The 14,310-nt window shown below is 49.7% G+C and carries 15 protein-coding genes and 1 riboswitch; of the genes, 10 read left to right on the top strand and 5 right to left on the bottom strand.

Annotated elements, in window-relative coordinates; genetic code table 11:
* Positions 1-10 precede the first annotated feature (10 nt).
* Complete coding sequence (locus tag ON064_RS06460) at positions 11-838, bottom strand: AAC(3) family N-acetyltransferase (protein WP_274624130.1); 828 nt, start codon at positions 836-838, stop codon at positions 11-13.
* 134 nt (positions 839-972) lie between these two features.
* On the opposite strand from ON064_RS06460, the gene ON064_RS06455 reads away from it, so the two are divergent.
* Complete coding sequence (locus ON064_RS06455) at positions 973-1,449, top strand: acyl-CoA thioesterase (protein WP_121298742.1); 477 nt, start codon at positions 973-975, stop codon at positions 1,447-1,449.
* Between the two features lie 10 nt (positions 1,450-1,459).
* On the opposite strand, the gene ON064_RS06450 is transcribed toward ON064_RS06455, so the two are convergent.
* Positions 1,460-1,978, bottom strand: a complete 519-nt coding sequence (locus ON064_RS06450; RefSeq protein WP_274624129.1) for a DUF421 domain-containing protein — start codon at positions 1,976-1,978, stop codon at positions 1,460-1,462.
* A 339-nt stretch (positions 1,979-2,317) separates the two neighbouring features.
* Here ON064_RS06450 and ON064_RS06445 point away from each other — a divergent pair, with 339 nt between their 5' ends.
* On the top strand, positions 2,318-2,530 hold the full coding sequence (locus ON064_RS06445) for a hypothetical protein (protein ID WP_121298738.1): 213 nt from the start codon (positions 2,318-2,320) through the stop codon (positions 2,528-2,530).
* A gap of 34 nt (positions 2,531-2,564) precedes the next feature.
* Here ON064_RS06445 and ON064_RS06440 read toward each other — a convergent pair whose 3' ends face one another.
* Together ON064_RS06440 and ON064_RS06435 are read right to left on the bottom strand one after the other, a co-directional pair.
* The gene (locus ON064_RS06440) at positions 2,565-3,584 is read right to left on the bottom strand and encodes an SEC-C metal-binding domain-containing protein (RefSeq protein WP_274624128.1); all 1,020 of its coding nucleotides are present in this window, start codon (positions 3,582-3,584) and stop codon (positions 2,565-2,567) included.
* A gap of 107 nt (positions 3,585-3,691) precedes the next feature.
* Entirely contained in the window at positions 3,692-4,594 is a 903-nt protein-coding gene (locus ON064_RS06435) for an acetamidase/formamidase family protein (protein WP_274624127.1), read from the bottom strand.
* 153 nt (positions 4,595-4,747) lie between these two features.
* Here ON064_RS06435 and lepB point away from each other — a divergent pair, with 153 nt between their 5' ends.
* Positions 4,748-5,269 (top strand): signal peptidase I, encoded by a 522-nt coding sequence (gene lepB, locus ON064_RS06430; RefSeq protein ID WP_274624126.1) that lies wholly within the window; start codon positions 4,748-4,750, stop codon positions 5,267-5,269.
* A 264-nt stretch (positions 5,270-5,533) separates the two neighbouring features.
* The gene (locus ON064_RS06425; RefSeq protein ID WP_274624125.1) at positions 5,534-7,813 is read left to right on the top strand and encodes a purple acid phosphatase family protein; all 2,280 of its coding nucleotides are present in this window, start codon (positions 5,534-5,536) and stop codon (positions 7,811-7,813) included.
* Positions 7,814-7,847: 34 nt separating this feature from the next.
* Here the strand turns inward: ON064_RS06425 and ON064_RS06420 are convergent, their stop codons facing one another.
* Positions 7,848-9,017, bottom strand: coding sequence for a pyridoxal phosphate-dependent aminotransferase (locus tag ON064_RS06420; protein ID WP_274624124.1), 1,170 nt, complete (start codon positions 9,015-9,017; stop codon positions 7,848-7,850).
* Positions 9,018-9,102: 85 nt separating this feature from the next.
* Here ON064_RS06420 and ON064_RS06415 point away from each other — a divergent pair, with 85 nt between their 5' ends.
* From ON064_RS06415 to ON064_RS06390, 6 genes are all read left to right on the top strand, one after another.
* Positions 9,103-9,897 (top strand): carbon-nitrogen family hydrolase, encoded by a 795-nt coding sequence (locus tag ON064_RS06415; protein WP_274624123.1) that lies wholly within the window; start codon positions 9,103-9,105, stop codon positions 9,895-9,897.
* Between the two features lie 46 nt (positions 9,898-9,943).
* Positions 9,944-10,050, top strand: a riboswitch (SAM riboswitch).
* Positions 10,051-10,121: 71 nt separating this feature from the next.
* The gene (locus tag ON064_RS06410) at positions 10,122-11,135 is read left to right on the top strand and encodes a methionine ABC transporter ATP-binding protein (RefSeq protein WP_274624122.1); all 1,014 of its coding nucleotides are present in this window, start codon (positions 10,122-10,124) and stop codon (positions 11,133-11,135) included.
* The gene (locus ON064_RS06405; protein WP_101191632.1) at positions 11,125-11,796 is read left to right on the top strand and encodes a methionine ABC transporter permease; all 672 of its coding nucleotides are present in this window, start codon (positions 11,125-11,127) and stop codon (positions 11,794-11,796) included. The genes ON064_RS06410 and ON064_RS06405 overlap by 11 nt, the downstream gene beginning before the upstream one ends.
* 12 nt (positions 11,797-11,808) lie before the next feature.
* Positions 11,809-12,639: a MetQ/NlpA family ABC transporter substrate-binding protein gene (locus tag ON064_RS06400; RefSeq protein WP_058382737.1), complete on the top strand. Its 831-nt coding sequence runs from the start codon at positions 11,809-11,811 to the stop codon at positions 12,637-12,639.
* 187 nt (positions 12,640-12,826) lie between these two features.
* Complete coding sequence (locus ON064_RS06395) at positions 12,827-13,765, top strand: carbohydrate kinase family protein (protein ID WP_274624121.1); 939 nt, start codon at positions 12,827-12,829, stop codon at positions 13,763-13,765.
* Positions 13,766-13,782: 17 nt separating this feature from the next.
* The gene (locus tag ON064_RS06390; RefSeq protein WP_274624120.1) at positions 13,783-14,229 is read left to right on the top strand and encodes an OsmC family protein; all 447 of its coding nucleotides are present in this window, start codon (positions 13,783-13,785) and stop codon (positions 14,227-14,229) included.
* Positions 14,230-14,310 lie beyond the last annotated feature (81 nt).

Below are 14,310 nucleotides of genomic sequence, written 5' to 3'. Positions count from 1 at the left end.
CCTATTTTGTTTAATTTTTTTGTTCCTGCTGTTCTTGCGGCGCTGGATTTCGCTGGAGCCAATCGGTAGCGAACTCCACAAGGGGCCGCATCTCAGTGAGCTGGGTTTCGGCCTGTCCGAGAACGCCTTCAGTGATAGTTCCAGGGAAGTCTTTGGCGATGTCTGGGAAGCGGTCTGAATCCATATCGACGCAATCATATGTGGCCCATTGCCGCTCTCCGTTGATGTACATTGCTGCGCCCTGGGGGGAAGTCGAACGTTCCGGCTGCAGGAATTCTGCGTAATGAAGCGCAGTGCACGAATCGAATCCGGTCCCGATGAGCAGGATCTTCACTTGATGCACCATCATTTTTCCTAGAGGCGAGGCTGGGCCGAACGAATCTTCCAGCGGCTGTTCAGCCATCCACTCAGCAGCAAGACGCCCCCAGGCGATGAATGAATGAGTCGGATGGGGACTTCGGATTGTCGCCGGATGGCGGTGCAGGCATTCCGGTATTTTCCCCATTCCGCGCATATTCGTCAGATCGGGATCATAAGCTGGCATTTGGTCGCGTGTCGGCTGATGCCAATTCTCAGGAATCGGTGGAGCCATCCAATAGACAGGATCGGAATTATCGGCAGACTGGGAAGGCATGACGAGAGTGCCTTCAGGAGTGATGACTTCCATCAAGGCTTCGACGACTGCTTGCGCGCCTCCGGCAATCCAGCCCATCGACTTCAGTGAGGAATGGACCATTAGGTGATCGCCCGCAGCAATCCCGAGTTGCTGCAATTGCCGCTTCAGCGAATCCTTTGATTGAAAATCGGGTGTGTTAAGAATTTGAAAAAGATCAGACATGGACTTGATTCCCCCTTTTTTCCACTTTACCATAAGGAGGAATTTCGGTTTTTATTTTCAGTAGAATAAATTATCGGGGATTGAAAAATTTCTGCAGCGGGAATAGCCTTAAGGAAGAAAGAGGAGGAGAATACATGGAAGCGAAACCTATGCGCGAATCACGGACGATACAGACAAAGCTGGTGCTTCCGCCTGACACCAATCACATGGAATCGATTTTTGGCGGGAAAGTGCTTGCCTATATCGATGAAATTGCCGGCATCTCGGCCATGAAACATGCGAGCCGACATATCGTCGTGACGGCATCGATCGACTCGGTGGATTTCCTGTCGTCTGCAAAAGTCGGCGACGTCCTGGAATTGGAAGCGAATGTCACATCAACCGGAAGAACTTCGATGGAAGTATATGTGCGCGTCAAATCGAAGAATCTGGAAACCGGGGAAGAACGCTTGACGACCGAATCGTTTTTGACGCTAGTCGCAATCGGTGAGAATGGTAAGCCAACACCGGTACCGCCCGTCTATCCTGAAACAGAAGGCGAGAAGTTGTTTTTCGAATCAGCGCCTGCGCGACGGGAACACCGGAAACAACGTGCGAAGACACCCAGATAAAAAAAGGATCCTATAAGGGATCCTTTTTTGTGTTCTCTTTAACATTGGCAAGCGCGCTGCCTGCTTGATTGGTGATGACCGACATGCTGCCGTCGGTCTCGAGAATGACAGCTTTAACATTCTGCAAGTCGCCTTCGCCTGAATTGCGCACCGCCTGCATGATTTCAATATCCTTAACTCGTTCCTTGCGCATGGCTTGTTTTAGAAATTCACCTTCCAAAAACAAAAGGCGCGGTTCGGATTTGATCAAATCGTTAAACCACGATAAGCGGACAGCTGTAAACGTCAATAAATACTGCAACCCGATCAGGACGGCAAATGCAGTCAAGCCTTCCCATAAGCTGATTTGACTGTTCAGCAAAATCGTCGCCAAAGTGGAACCGAGAGCAACAGTTACGACCAAATCAAACGCATTGAGTTTCGTCAAAGTACGCTTGCCTGAAGTTCTTAAAAAAATCAATAGCCCAATATACGCCAGAACACCTACCGTGACAATACGGATAAAACTATCCCAAGTGATTTCAAACATTCAGCTCTTCCTCCTTTTGAAATATGAAAAGATAAGATGTACTTATCAACATGTGGATAAGTCCATTATTCATGAAAATCGACTGTAAATTTCGACATTTACCCACATAACTCACGGTTTTTTAATAAATATTGTGCATAACTGCTGTTTTTTCGCATATATTAAGGGGTTTCCCTACAAGCAAGTCAGTGAAACGGTATTTTGTGGATAGCTTTGGCATAGGAAAGAAAAAATCAGCAGGCATGAAACACACTCTGTCACGAAGCGGTGCGTTTTTTCTGTTCAAACCAGCTTATTTCGGGAATAGGGGGAGTAAGAGTTAGGAGGAGAGGTGAAAAAATGGAAGCTGTCCGCAATATTTTCCGCTTTTTGGGCATGGGAGTATTTTTCCTGAGCATTGCCCTGTTTCTTGTGACGGTGTTGAACAATTGGCTTGGTTTTGCATCGGCCACTTGGCTGAGCGGACCGTTTTGGCGCGTGTACTTGTTTTTCGCAGTTTCCGGAATTTTATTGTACATCCTGATTACATTCAGGCGAAAAAAAGACGAATAAAAAAGCACCGGAGGCATTCCGGTGCTTTTCTTAATTATTTTTTAGCAAGCAATTCTTCGAAATATGAACCGAATTCTTTAGAGCGTTTCAAGATCGTGCTGGACGAAACGCCGAATTTTTCACTCAAGTCTTTTGCAGAAAGCATCGGTCCTTGAATGAGTTCATGGTCCTGCAGGAAACGCCAGTAGCCGGCAACGAGTGCTTCCGGTTTCTGGACGTTCGGCTGCTGGCTGACCAGGTAGCTGTTGAGGATGCTTGTCACATTGGTCACGGTTTCTTCATCGAAGTCCGCTTCGTCAATGTGCTTTTTCAATTCGTCCATGACAGATTGGTGCTCCGGAGAAAGCTCGATGCTTTCCTCAACAGCGCCTGTCGAGTATTGGACGATATGTTCGACCACTTCGAGATAATGCTCGCGAAGATAGTCTTCGTTCGCGGAAGCGCCTTTTTCTTCAATGCGCTTTTGCAGCTGCTCAAAGAATGGGGCGAATTTGCCGACGATCGTCAAATAGCCGTTCAAGAACAGGATGCCTTGTTCGCCTGCTCGCGCATCCGGCAGAAGAATCGCAAGAAGTCCTTGATCTTCTTCCATATCCGTTGGCGGCTGGTCTGCCATGACGTAAGTTTCGCCGGTAAAGGCGTCTTTCAATTCCGCTTTTTCTGTATCCCCTGAGACCAATTGGCCGAGGAATACACGGAAGTTGGACCATTGTTCCAACACTTCTTGCGTTGTTGGGCGCTGCGTCTGTTCGATCTGCTTAGACAGGAAGTTTTCCCATAGTTCCGGTTTCTGCATGAACAGGAAGTTTTCGATAACGAATGCTTGTGCATCGTTTTCCGCCATCGATTTCATCAAGCGCGGCTGCCATTCCTGCTGGAGCTCGCGGAAATCCGTCAGTTGGTCACGGTTCGGGTTTTCCGAGAAGAATTGCTGTCTGACTTGGAACAGCTCTTCGTTCACCAGATCATTGATGGAAACTGTCTGTTGTTTCCCGTGACATTTTTTATATTTCTTTCCGCTGCCACATGGACACGGATCATTTCTTCCTACCATTCTAATCACCTACATTTTTTCTTGAGTGTAACATAAAATCTTTCGGCGCTCAAAAGTCTGACGATTCAGACGTCTAAATAGCCCGGCATCTCCTTATAATTTCCATATTACGCAAATAAACGGAAGCCCAATCCTTCAAGCACATGACGTGGAACAAAGAACCTGGCCGTCACGAGAGGGTCGACCACTTGGCTGATCTGCGTTTCACCGGCTGCACTCATAAGCATCGTCATTTCGCTGACGGACAGATCGGATTGAGGCAGCAACAGATCGATCATCTCCTCGACCGCAGTGGAAACGGCTTCATCTAAAGTCATCGCCGAGACAAGAAACGCCAAGCCCTCTTCATTTTCGAGCAGGGGATGCTTCAGGCGGTTGCCTTTGATGACATCGAATTGGACGGTGGCGCTGCCGGGCACTTCAATTCCGGAGACACTGATTTCCCCGTCACCCATCGCGGCATGAAAATCACCAAGTGCAAACAGCGCGCCTTCAGCCGCCACAGGGAAATAAAGCGTGGCGCCTTTTGTGATCAGTTTCGTATCCATATTGCCACCGTGTGCACCCGGTGTGCCGCATGAAACGGGCTCGCCTTCCGGTGCAACGCCGATTACGCCGATCATCGGATTCAACGGGAGCTGCAAACGCTCGTTGAATACCGCTTTGCCATTTTGAATGGGAATGATTTTCGATTCCATCTTTTCCATCCGGTGGCCTATCACGCCGAGGTTTGGCCCTGTGACCATGACGCCTTGCTCGCCGATTTCAAGGTCTTTGATCTCCACTTTCAAGACGTCGCCGATCTCGGCACCTTCAATGAAGATCGGCCCTGTCGCGGGATTCACTTGGTCCCAGTCGATGGCGGCGACTTCCTGGTCACTCGACTGGAGCTGGTTTTTAAAGCAATCGAAGGTATCGATCTTCACGGTATCGCCGGGCGCTGCACGCAAGCTCGGTTCATGTGTGTTGGAAAAAGCGTAAATGACATCTTGTGCAGGTAATGTTTTCATCAATCCCACTCCTTTTGAATTAAAATAGAAACCGACTTCGTGTCTGATAATTCTTTCAACTCACATGTTCTCATTATCGGGCAAGAAATCTCGGAGTGCAAGGCGTGGGGTGCTATAGTAAACTATAGAAAAAAGCGGGGCGGGGGAGAGTCAGTGTACGAAGATCCGGTCAAAGAAATGCTTGTATGGATGAAAGTGCTGCTGCTGACGGCATTGATCATCTTTGGGGTCCGCCAGTTCCTGTTCGAACCGGTCATCGTCGAAGGCGGATCGATGCAGCCAAGCTATTATGAAAACGATAAATTAGTGCTGAGCAAAGCGACCGCAATCACCAACTTCGATACAATCGTGTTTTTCGCACCGGACGGCAGCCGTTTCATCAAGCGGGTCATCGGCGTTCCGGGCGACCATATAAAGATGTCGGGTGGGGAGATTATCCTGAACGGACAGCCGCTGGACGAACCCTACCTGGATGGAAGCGGAAATGACAAATTCACGGCACAGCCCCAATTGGCCAGCGAATTTTCAGTTCCCCCGGATTGCTATTATGTCCTCGGCGACAATCGCAGCAATAGCACGGATTCCCGCGTGCTGGGATTTATCCAGAAACAAGACGTGATCGGTGAAGTGAAATTCCGCTTTGCGCCTTTCAGGGAGTTTGGATTCGTGGAATGAATGATAAGTTTAGCAAAAGCTTTTTCCGTTGAACAGGGGCTCTTCGGAAAAAGCTTTTTTGTGTGGCTGTGGTTTTCTTTTCTTTACATGGATGAAGCATTGCTTATGGAATAGCCATGGATATTCAGAAAGAATTTCAATTCCTTTTAAATAGTTCTAAATATTCACATTTTATTTCTTTTTAGTCCAATTGAATTATGTTAAAATTTAATTACTGAATATTTGAAAAACAATAGATCGGATTGTTTACGAAGGGGTGGGGAAATGAAGGCGTTGTGGCGGAGTGCAGGAAGATATTTTCTTATAGCGATGATTGCGGGAGGTGCGGCTTTCCAGCTGGGTGAGGGACAAGCAGAAGCGGCAGAAGGCGTACTGGAAATCGGGGCGACGCATTTAATGGAAGGGCAGCGTCAGGCTTTTCAATCCCATCTTGCCAGTTCGCTGTTATTTTTGGACAGGGGCTTTTTGAATAGCGAAGCGGATGATTCATACCCTGCCTCCCATATCGCATTCGCGCCTGGGAGCGATGAGTCGGAGATGAACTTTTCATGGTATTCACCAAGAACGATGCGTGCCGGGCAGGTGCAATACGCAGAAGTTTCTTCCGGCACCGAGGATTTTCCGGAAAACGCTGCGGTAACGGTCGATGCATCGTTGAAAAACGCTACTTACGGCTATTCTGCCCATGAAGCGGTGATCACCCAGCTGGAAAATGAAACGGATTATATGTACCGTTTAGGAGATGGGCGTGGCAATTGGACAGAAGCTTTCCATTTCAAGACTAAGGACCCTTCATCGTATGAATTTGTGATGGTCGCTGATCCGCAAATCGGCGCGTCTGGCGATATCGCAGAAGATCAAAGAGGATGGGACAAGACCTTGCAGCAAGCAATTGGCCAGAATCCGGATTCGAGCTTTATCCTCTCCGCAGGCGATCAGGTCGACGCCCGCTATTCCGAAAAAGAATATGCGGCTTATTTCGCGCCTGAACCGCTGCGCAATTATCCAACGGCGACTACTATCGGCAATCATGACGATACCTATCATTATGCCTATCATTTCAATGTCCCGAATGAAAACTGGGAACTCGGCAATTACGATAATTCCGGTGGCGATTATTATTTCTCTTACGGGGATACTTTGTTCATGAATTTGAATTCCAATAGCCAGAATCCGGAAGAACATATTCAATTCATGGAAGAAACGGCAGAAGCGACAGCCGATAGGGACTGGAAATGGAAGATCCTTGTTTTCCATCATTCGATTTATAGCGCCGCCGCCCACTCACAAAGCGAAAGCGTATTGAACTTGCGCGATCAGCTTGTGCCAACCATCGACGAACTCGGTTTTGATGCGGTATTGATGGGGCATGACCATTCCTATGTGAGAACTTATCAGATGGAAAATTTCCAGCCTTTGAAAAATCACATGATGCAAGGAGAGGTGCCGGTCAATCCGGAAGGCACCGTCTATATTACAGGGAACACGGCGAGCGGCAGTAAATTCTACGGCATGCAGACAGAACGCGAACCGTATTCGGCGGTACGCGAACAATGGGGCGTGCCGACTTATATGAATATCCAAGTGGAGCCGACGCGTTTGCGCTTTGAAACCTACCGAACGGATACAGAAGAACTGGTCGATGAATACGAGATCATTAAAGATCCATCCATCGAAACGGTCGTGCCTGCGCTTGAAAAAGTGGAACTGGAAGCGAACAGCACCGTGCTGGCAACGGAAGAGAATTCTTTCTATCCGGAAACGGAATTAAAGCTGAAAGGAGAAAACGTCGAAGGCGGCCAATACGATATTTCGCCTGACTCGGTTACGTACCGCACGAGCAGTGATGGCATCCAAATAAAAGACGGGAAAGTCCTGGCAGCAGAAGGTGCGGAGCCTGGAAAAGTGGAAGTGTTTGCAGAAGTAAAAGACGGCGATAAAGTGTGGGAAAGCAATGCGATTGAATTCGAATTGGTGGCACATGAAGAAACCAAGCTGCTTGAAGCAGGCAGTGAGTGGCGTTATCTGGACGATGGCAGCGACCAGAAAAAAGACTGGATTGAAGCCGATTTCGATGACAGTGATTGGGCACAAGGCGCTGGCCCGCTAGGCTTTCCGGAAGATGAAGAACGTCCGGAATTGGGATCAGTGGAAACGCTCGTCGGCTTTGGCGGGGATGAGACAGAAAAAATCGCATTGACGTATTTCAGAGCAGCATTTGAAGTGGAAGATTTAGAAGAAATCGGCGACCTCGGATATGTGGAATTCGGTGTCGATGATGCGGTCATCCTGTATTTGAACGGAGAAGAAATCATGCGCTTCAATATGCCGGAGACAGGTGAGTTCGGTTTTGAGGACTACCAGGAAGCGGTGAGTGATAAAGATTTCGGCAGCGAAGACCGGATCGAACGCATCTATTTGGATGAAGAGGTCTTGGCGTATCTGAAAGACGGGGAGAATGTGCTGGCTGCCCAAGTGCACCAGGACGACCGCTTCAGTTCCGACCTGTATTGGGATATGGAAATGGTCGTTAATACAAAATAAAAAAAGAAGGCGCAATGCCTTCTTTTTTATTTGCCTATTTAGTGAAGATTCCCAATTTCTCGATGCGTTCAAGCGCTTCTTTAATGCGCTGCTCGTCGACCAATAAGCCGACACGCACAAAACCTTCACCGACAGAGCCGAAGCCGCTTCCTGCAGCGACAGCAATATCCGCTTGGTCGAGCAGGTAATCGGAGAATTCAACGCTCGTGAAGCCTTCCGGAACCGGCAGCCAGGCAAAGAACGAACCTTTTGGCGCTTCCACGTTCCAGCCGATCCGGCGGCACTCATCGACCAACACTTGGCGCCTTTTTTCGTACAGTTCGACCAATTCATCGACGCATGCTTGGCTGGCGCTGAGTGCTTCAGCTGCGGCAAGCTGAACAGCCGGAAAGATGCCTGCAAACAAATGGTCTTGAATCAAATTCAAGGCTTCGATCATCTTGGAATTGCCGACTGCAAAACCGATGCGCCAGCCGGCCATGTTATAGGTTTTCGACAAAGTATACATTTCAATGCCGACTTCTTTTGCCCCCTTTGACTGCAGGAAGCTGACCGGTTTTTGCCCATCAAAACCGATGCCGCCATAGGCGAAGTCATGCACTACTGCAAGATCGTTTTCTTTGGCGAACTGCACGGTCTCATCAAAAAATGCCTGGGTGGCTGTAGCGCCGGTCGGGTTATTCGGGTAATTCAAATACATCAGTTTGACGCGATTGCGAATGGACTCTGACATTGCGTCATAGTTCGGCAAATAGCCATTTGCCTGCTCGAGCTTCATCAAATCGAGTTCGATGTCGGCAAGCGGTGCGCCGGACAGGTAATCCGGATAGCCGGGATCGGGCAGTAAGAGTGAATCGCCCGGATTCAGAAGGGCGATCGGCAATTCGACAAAGCCGATTTTTGTGCCCGATAAAATGGCAACTTCAAGGTCCGGATCGATATCGACACCGTATTCCCGCTTATAGAAATCCGCGGCAGCCTGTCGCAAGGTGCCGAGCCCGCGAAACGGCGAGTAGCGATGCGTTTTCGGGTCCGCCACTGCGTCTTGCAATGCTTTGACGATATGCGGCGGTGTCGGCTGATCCGGGTTTCCCTGACCGAGATTGATAACATCCCGCCCTTCATCGGCTGCTTTTGACACTTTTGCGACAAGCGCGGCGAAAAATTGATCGGGAAGATTTTGTAAGCGATTTGAAAAGTCCATGGAATCCTCCTCGTTTTCTAAATAATTGCACATCTACCTCAAATCTTATAGAGTTTAATCTAAACTGTCTACAGGGGGAGAGAACATGAAAATCGCTTGTGTGCAGATGGATATCGCTTTCGGAGATCCCGAAACGAATTTTCAGCGTGTGGAAAACTATTTGGAAGAAGCGGCAGAAAACGGTGCAGAGCTTATCGTCCTGCCAGAAATGTGGAACACCGGATATGCGTTAACAGAGCTGGCCGAACTCGCGGACGACAATGGCCGAACTGCGGATTTCCTGAAAAAATTTGCCAAAGAGCATAGCGTCCATATCGTCGGGGGCTCAGTGTCCACAAAGAAAAAAGATGGTTTCTATAATACGATGTATGTCGTTGACCGTACAGGTGCGGTCGTTTCCGAATATGATAAAGCGCATCGCTTCGGTTTGATGGACGAACATATCCATCTTGAGGAAGGCGAGTCGCTCGGCACATTCGAGCTGGACGGGGAGACCTATGGCGGTGTTATCTGCTACGACATCCGCTTTCCGGAATGGCTTCGGGCGCAAGCGCTGAACGGCGCGAAAGCGATCTTCGTGCCTGCGGAATGGCCAGCAGCGCGCATCGATCATTGGCGCATCCTGTTGCAGGCGCGCGCAATCGAGAATCAATGCTTCATCATCGCGGCAAACCGCATCGGCAGCGACCCGAAAAACGAGTTCGGCGGCCATTCGATGGTCATCGCGCCGTGGGGTGAAGTGCGGATGGATATGGGGCAAGAACAAGGCATCGGCTACATCGACATCGATCTTTCAGAAGTAGATGAAGTGCGTGGCCGCATCCCGGTATTCGACGACCGGCGCGTTCCATTGTACAAAAAGTTTGAAAAATCACATTGACAAGCCCTCGCTCGGGCAGGTAATATTGAAAACAACCAAATATGCATGCTTATCAAGAGAGACCGAGGGTAAGGCCCTATGACGTCCGGCAACCCCCATTCATTGGGAAGGTGCCAAGTCCTGCAGAATGGAATTCATTCTGAAAGATAAGTCGGAATTCTAATTTTCGATGTCTCTTTTTTGATAAAAGAGGCATTTTTTATTTGCCTGGGGGAGTGGACAGCATGATTCAAATCGAACAACTGAGCAAAACTTATCAAACCAAACACGGCACAGTCAAAGGCGTCGATGATGTCACTTTGGAAGTGAAAACCGGTGAGATTTTCGGCATCGTCGGTTATTCGGGTGCCGGAAAAAGTTCCCTCATCCGCTGCATCAATTTGCTTGAACGGCCAACGTCAGGCATCGTCAAAGTCGGCGGCCAGGATTTAACGAAGCTGCGTGGCGATGGCTTGCGGAAAGCGCGCCTCAAAATCGGCATGATCTTCCAGCATTTCTATTTGATCAGCCAAAAGACGGTCGCTGAGAATATTTCCTTCGCCCTTCGCGCAGCAGGGACCCCAAGCAAGAACATCGGCCCGCGCGTCGATGAACTGCTCGAAATGGTCGGCTTGTCGGACAAGCGCAATGTCTATCCGGCGCAGCTGAGCGGTGGGCAAAAGCAGCGCGTCGGCATCGCCCGCGCACTCGCCAATGAACCGGCCGTGTTGTTATGCGACGAAGCAACCTCCGCTCTTGACCCGAATACGACTTTATCGATCTTGCGCTTATTAAAAGACATCAACCGCAAGCTCAATATTACGATTGTATTGATTACGCACGAAATGAACGTCGTCAAAGAAATTTGCGACCGCATGGCGGTCATGCAAGGCGGGCGTGTCATCGAAGACGGCCGTGTCTATGACATCTTTGCCGATCCAAAGACCGCATTAACGAAGGAATTCATCTCGAGCGTCGTGTCGTTCAATGTACCGGAAGAAATCCTGGAGAAATGTGACGGCACAATCGTTAAAGTCTTGTTCAAAGGCGAAGTCGCTGGAGATGGCATCATTTCCGATATGCTGCAAAGCTATCCGGTCAAAGGGAATTTCCTGCACGGGGCGATCGAATACATTCAGGAATTGCCCCTCGGCATTTTTGTTATGGAACTAAAAGGCGGCCAAGCAGACGTGAGTCAGGCGATTCACTATCTTGAGCAGCGTGAAGCGATTGTGGAGGTGATGGAGCATGGGAATTGAATGGGGACGAATCATCGAATTATGGCCGGAAATCCAAGTGGCGTTTTATCAGACCTTGATCATGATCGGCATTTCGCTTGGCGTGGCGCTTGTCATCGGTTTGCCGCTCGGCATTTTATTGTTCATCACAGACCGCGGCTTGTTCTGGGAGAACCGCCCGGTCAATTCCGTCATCGGATTTGTCGTCAACATCGTCCGGTCGATTCCGTTCATCATTTTGCTGGTCGCACTCATCCCGTTGACGCAATTGATTACCGGCACGACAATCGGGCCTGTCGCAGCGAGTGTTTCCTTGTCGGTTGCGGCGATTCCGTTTTTCGCACGCATTGTGGAAACGGCGCTGCGTGACATCGATAAAGGCGTCATCGAAGCGGCCATCGCGGTCGGTGCGACGCCTTGGATGATCATTAAAGATGTACTCTTGCCGGAAGCGAAAGCGAGCCTGATCCAAGGCATCACGTTGACGGTCATCAGCCTCATTGCCTATTCCGCGATGGCGGGCGTCGTCGGTGGCGGCGGTATCGGGGATTTGGCGATCCGTTTCGGCTATTACCGCTATGATAATACGATCATGATTGTCACGGTCGTCATTTTGATTGTGCTCGTCCAATTGATTCAACAGGCTGGCGACTTTACAGCCAAAAAACTTGATAAACGATAAGGGGAGAATGACATGAAGAAACTCACATGGATATTGGCAGCGAGCGCGCTTGCACTGGCCGCATGCGGCGGAGAAGAAGCGGACACAGGAACGACAGAAGGCGGCGAAGCGTCGAAAGACATCAAGCTCGGTGCGACAGCGGGCCCTTATAGCGACATGTTGAACGAAGCGATCGTGCCTGCACTTGAAGAAAAAGGCTACACGGTCGAAACGATTGAATTCAGCGATTATATCCAGCCGAACAACGCATTGAATAACGGGGAAATTGACGCCAATTTGTTCCAGCATACGGTTTACCTGGAAAACTTTGAAACAGAAAACGATATGGATTTGAGCGCATTGATCACGGTTCCGACTGCGCCGATGGGCATCTACTCCAATGAATTCGATTCGCTGGATGCGGTATCCGACGGAGCGACCATCGCGATTCCGAATGATCCTGTCAACGGTGCGCGTGCATTATTGATGCTGCAGGACGAAGGATTGGTCGAACTCGATCCGGAAGCGGAAGTGCTTCAAGCGTCTGAACGCGATGTAACGGAAAATCCGAAGAACCTGGTGTTCCAGCCGATTGAGGCAGGGCAATTGCCGCGTGCAGTTGAAGGCACGGACCTTGCAGCCGTTCCAGGAAACTTCGCACTGGCTGCGGACATGGATTTGCTCGATGCGTTGGCGCTCGAAAACATGCCTGACCAGTACCGCAATGTCGTAGCCGTTGCAGCTGAAAATGAAGACAGCGAATTGGCAGCGGATTTGGTCGAGATCGTCGAGTCGGAAGAATTTGAAACGGTCATCGATGAGCAATTCGAAGGCTTCGGAAAACCGGAGTGGATGGCTGAATAATAGGAGAGCCCAGCCGGAGAGATATTTTCTCCGGCTGTTTTTTTATGCAAAATATTGTAGCGCCGCACTTTTCAGGCTTTTTCCTTGCCCTGCCTGTTTTCTGTTGAAATAATAGGGAAAGTGAATTTTAACAGCTTGCTGCGAATAAGGCAGCAGCTAAGGGTTCTTTGGAGAAGGGGAGAGAAATATGGAAGCTAACAGGCACGTCCTGACTTACGGCGACGCGTTTGTCGACTATATCGCAACGACCAAAAAAAACGATCTATTCGATTTGTATCTCGGAGGCGCCACCGTCAACGTCTCGGCCGGCGTCAGCCGCCTCGGAGTCCCGTCGGCATTCATCACGATTACCGGCGACGATGAGATTTCGGAGTTTTTCTGCCAAGCACTGCGGGCGGAAGGCGTCGATTTGAAGCATTCTGTCAAACGCCCGGAAAAACGCATCAGCGGCGTGTATATTCATTTAACGGAAACGAACGACCGCGTTTTCGCTTCCTATGATAATGAAACGCCTGATTTGCAAGTAAAGGCTGACGAGCTGGCGGGAGAAGCGTTCGAATCGGCCAGCCTATTCCATTTTTGCTCTGGGACACTGTTTCATCCGGAAGCGCGTGAAACGACGGCGCAGGCTTTGGAGTTGGCGAAGTCTCACGGTGTGATTTGTTCATACGATGTCAATATCCGGCCGCTGCGCTGGGAAAGCGAGGAGTTGTGCCGTCAAACGGTTCTGCGCTTTTTGCCGCAAGCGGATATTTTGAAGCTGACGGTCGAAGAATTATTGTTCCTCATGGAAGCTGATTCAATGGAAGCGGGCATTGAGCGCCTGAAAGCTTACGGGCTTCCTGTCGTTTTCGTCACGGACGGTGAGCATGGCACGCACGCGGTATATAAAGGCGAGACGATCCACGTACCGGTCGTGCCGGTCAAGCCTGTCGATACGACGGGCGCCGGGGATGCGTTTATGGCAGGCATCATCCGCCATGTCCATTTAAACGGTATGCCGGAAGACCAGGAACAATTGATTGCTTGCGCTGGATTCGGCAATAAGCTGGGGGCTCTTTGTGCAACACGGGCGGGAGCCATCACAGCAATGCCGCGAAGCGAAGATATGGAAGATTGGGAATAGAACAGGAGGAAACAGCAATGGCTTTGCATAGTTTTCATTTAACAGCAGACTGGCCCGGCAACAGAAACGATGTCGGGACAATCGAATCGGGGAATTTGAAGACGCACATCTCGATTCCCCCCGAAATGGACGGCCCAGGGGTCGGAACCAATCCGGATGAAATGCTGCTCGGTGCGGCAGCGACCTGCTATATCATCACGCTCGCCGCGATGATGGAGCGCAGCAAGCTTGCGAAAGAGTCGCTGACGATGGAGTCGGAAGGAATCGTGGAAGTCGAAAATGGCGTCATTACCTATAAAAAAATCATCCACCGCCCGAAAGTCGTCTTGTCGGCCGAGGCAGGGGAGAAGGAATTCAAGCTGGCGCACAAACTCGCGGAAAAAGCGGAATCTTCCTGCATGATCACGCGCGCCATCCAAGGCAATGTTGCAGTCGAACTGGAAGCCGAGATTACAAAAGCATAACGACAAGCCCTGATTTTCCATTTTGGAGAACAGGGTTTTTTATTGGAAAAATGATGTTTTTAGAGAATTCTAAGAATTTTT

Source organism: Planococcus sp. A6, assembly GCF_028823615.1.
GTDB lineage: Bacteria > Bacillota > Bacilli > Bacillales_A > Planococcaceae > Planococcus.
Note: the sequence above shows the minus strand (reverse complement) of the source record. Positions and strands in the feature narration are given on the sequence as shown.

What these genes read in the sequence shown, in the direction of transcription:
- ON064_RS06460 (WP_274624130.1), bottom strand. Translation starts at nt 838, where the DNA reads ATGTCTGATCTTTTTCAAATTCTTAACACACCCGATTTTCAATCAAAG.
- ON064_RS06455 (WP_121298742.1), top strand. Translation starts at nt 973, where the DNA reads ATGGAAGCGAAACCTATGCGCGAATCACGGACGATACAGACAAAGCTG.
- ON064_RS06450 (WP_274624129.1), bottom strand. Translation starts at nt 1,978, where the DNA reads ATGTTTGAAATCACTTGGGATAGTTTTATCCGTATTGTCACGGTAGGT.
- ON064_RS06445 (WP_121298738.1), top strand. Translation starts at nt 2,318, where the DNA reads ATGGAAGCTGTCCGCAATATTTTCCGCTTTTTGGGCATGGGAGTATTT.
- ON064_RS06440 (WP_274624128.1), bottom strand. Translation starts at nt 3,584, where the DNA reads ATGGTAGGAAGAAATGATCCGTGTCCATGTGGCAGCGGAAAGAAATAT.
- ON064_RS06435 (WP_274624127.1), bottom strand. Translation starts at nt 4,594, where the DNA reads ATGAAAACATTACCTGCACAAGATGTCATTTACGCTTTTTCCAACACA.
- ON064_RS06425 (WP_274624125.1), top strand. Translation starts at nt 5,534, where the DNA reads ATGAAGGCGTTGTGGCGGAGTGCAGGAAGATATTTTCTTATAGCGATG.
- ON064_RS06420 (WP_274624124.1), bottom strand. Translation starts at nt 9,017, where the DNA reads ATGGACTTTTCAAATCGCTTACAAAATCTTCCCGATCAATTTTTCGCC.
- ON064_RS06415 (WP_274624123.1), top strand. Translation starts at nt 9,103, where the DNA reads ATGAAAATCGCTTGTGTGCAGATGGATATCGCTTTCGGAGATCCCGAA.
- ON064_RS06410 (WP_274624122.1), top strand. Translation starts at nt 10,122, where the DNA reads ATGATTCAAATCGAACAACTGAGCAAAACTTATCAAACCAAACACGGC.
- ON064_RS06405 (WP_101191632.1), top strand. Translation starts at nt 11,125, where the DNA reads ATGGGAATTGAATGGGGACGAATCATCGAATTATGGCCGGAAATCCAA.
- ON064_RS06400 (WP_058382737.1), top strand. Translation starts at nt 11,809, where the DNA reads ATGAAGAAACTCACATGGATATTGGCAGCGAGCGCGCTTGCACTGGCC.
- ON064_RS06395 (WP_274624121.1), top strand. Translation starts at nt 12,827, where the DNA reads ATGGAAGCTAACAGGCACGTCCTGACTTACGGCGACGCGTTTGTCGAC.
- ON064_RS06390 (WP_274624120.1), top strand. Translation starts at nt 13,783, where the DNA reads ATGGCTTTGCATAGTTTTCATTTAACAGCAGACTGGCCCGGCAACAGA.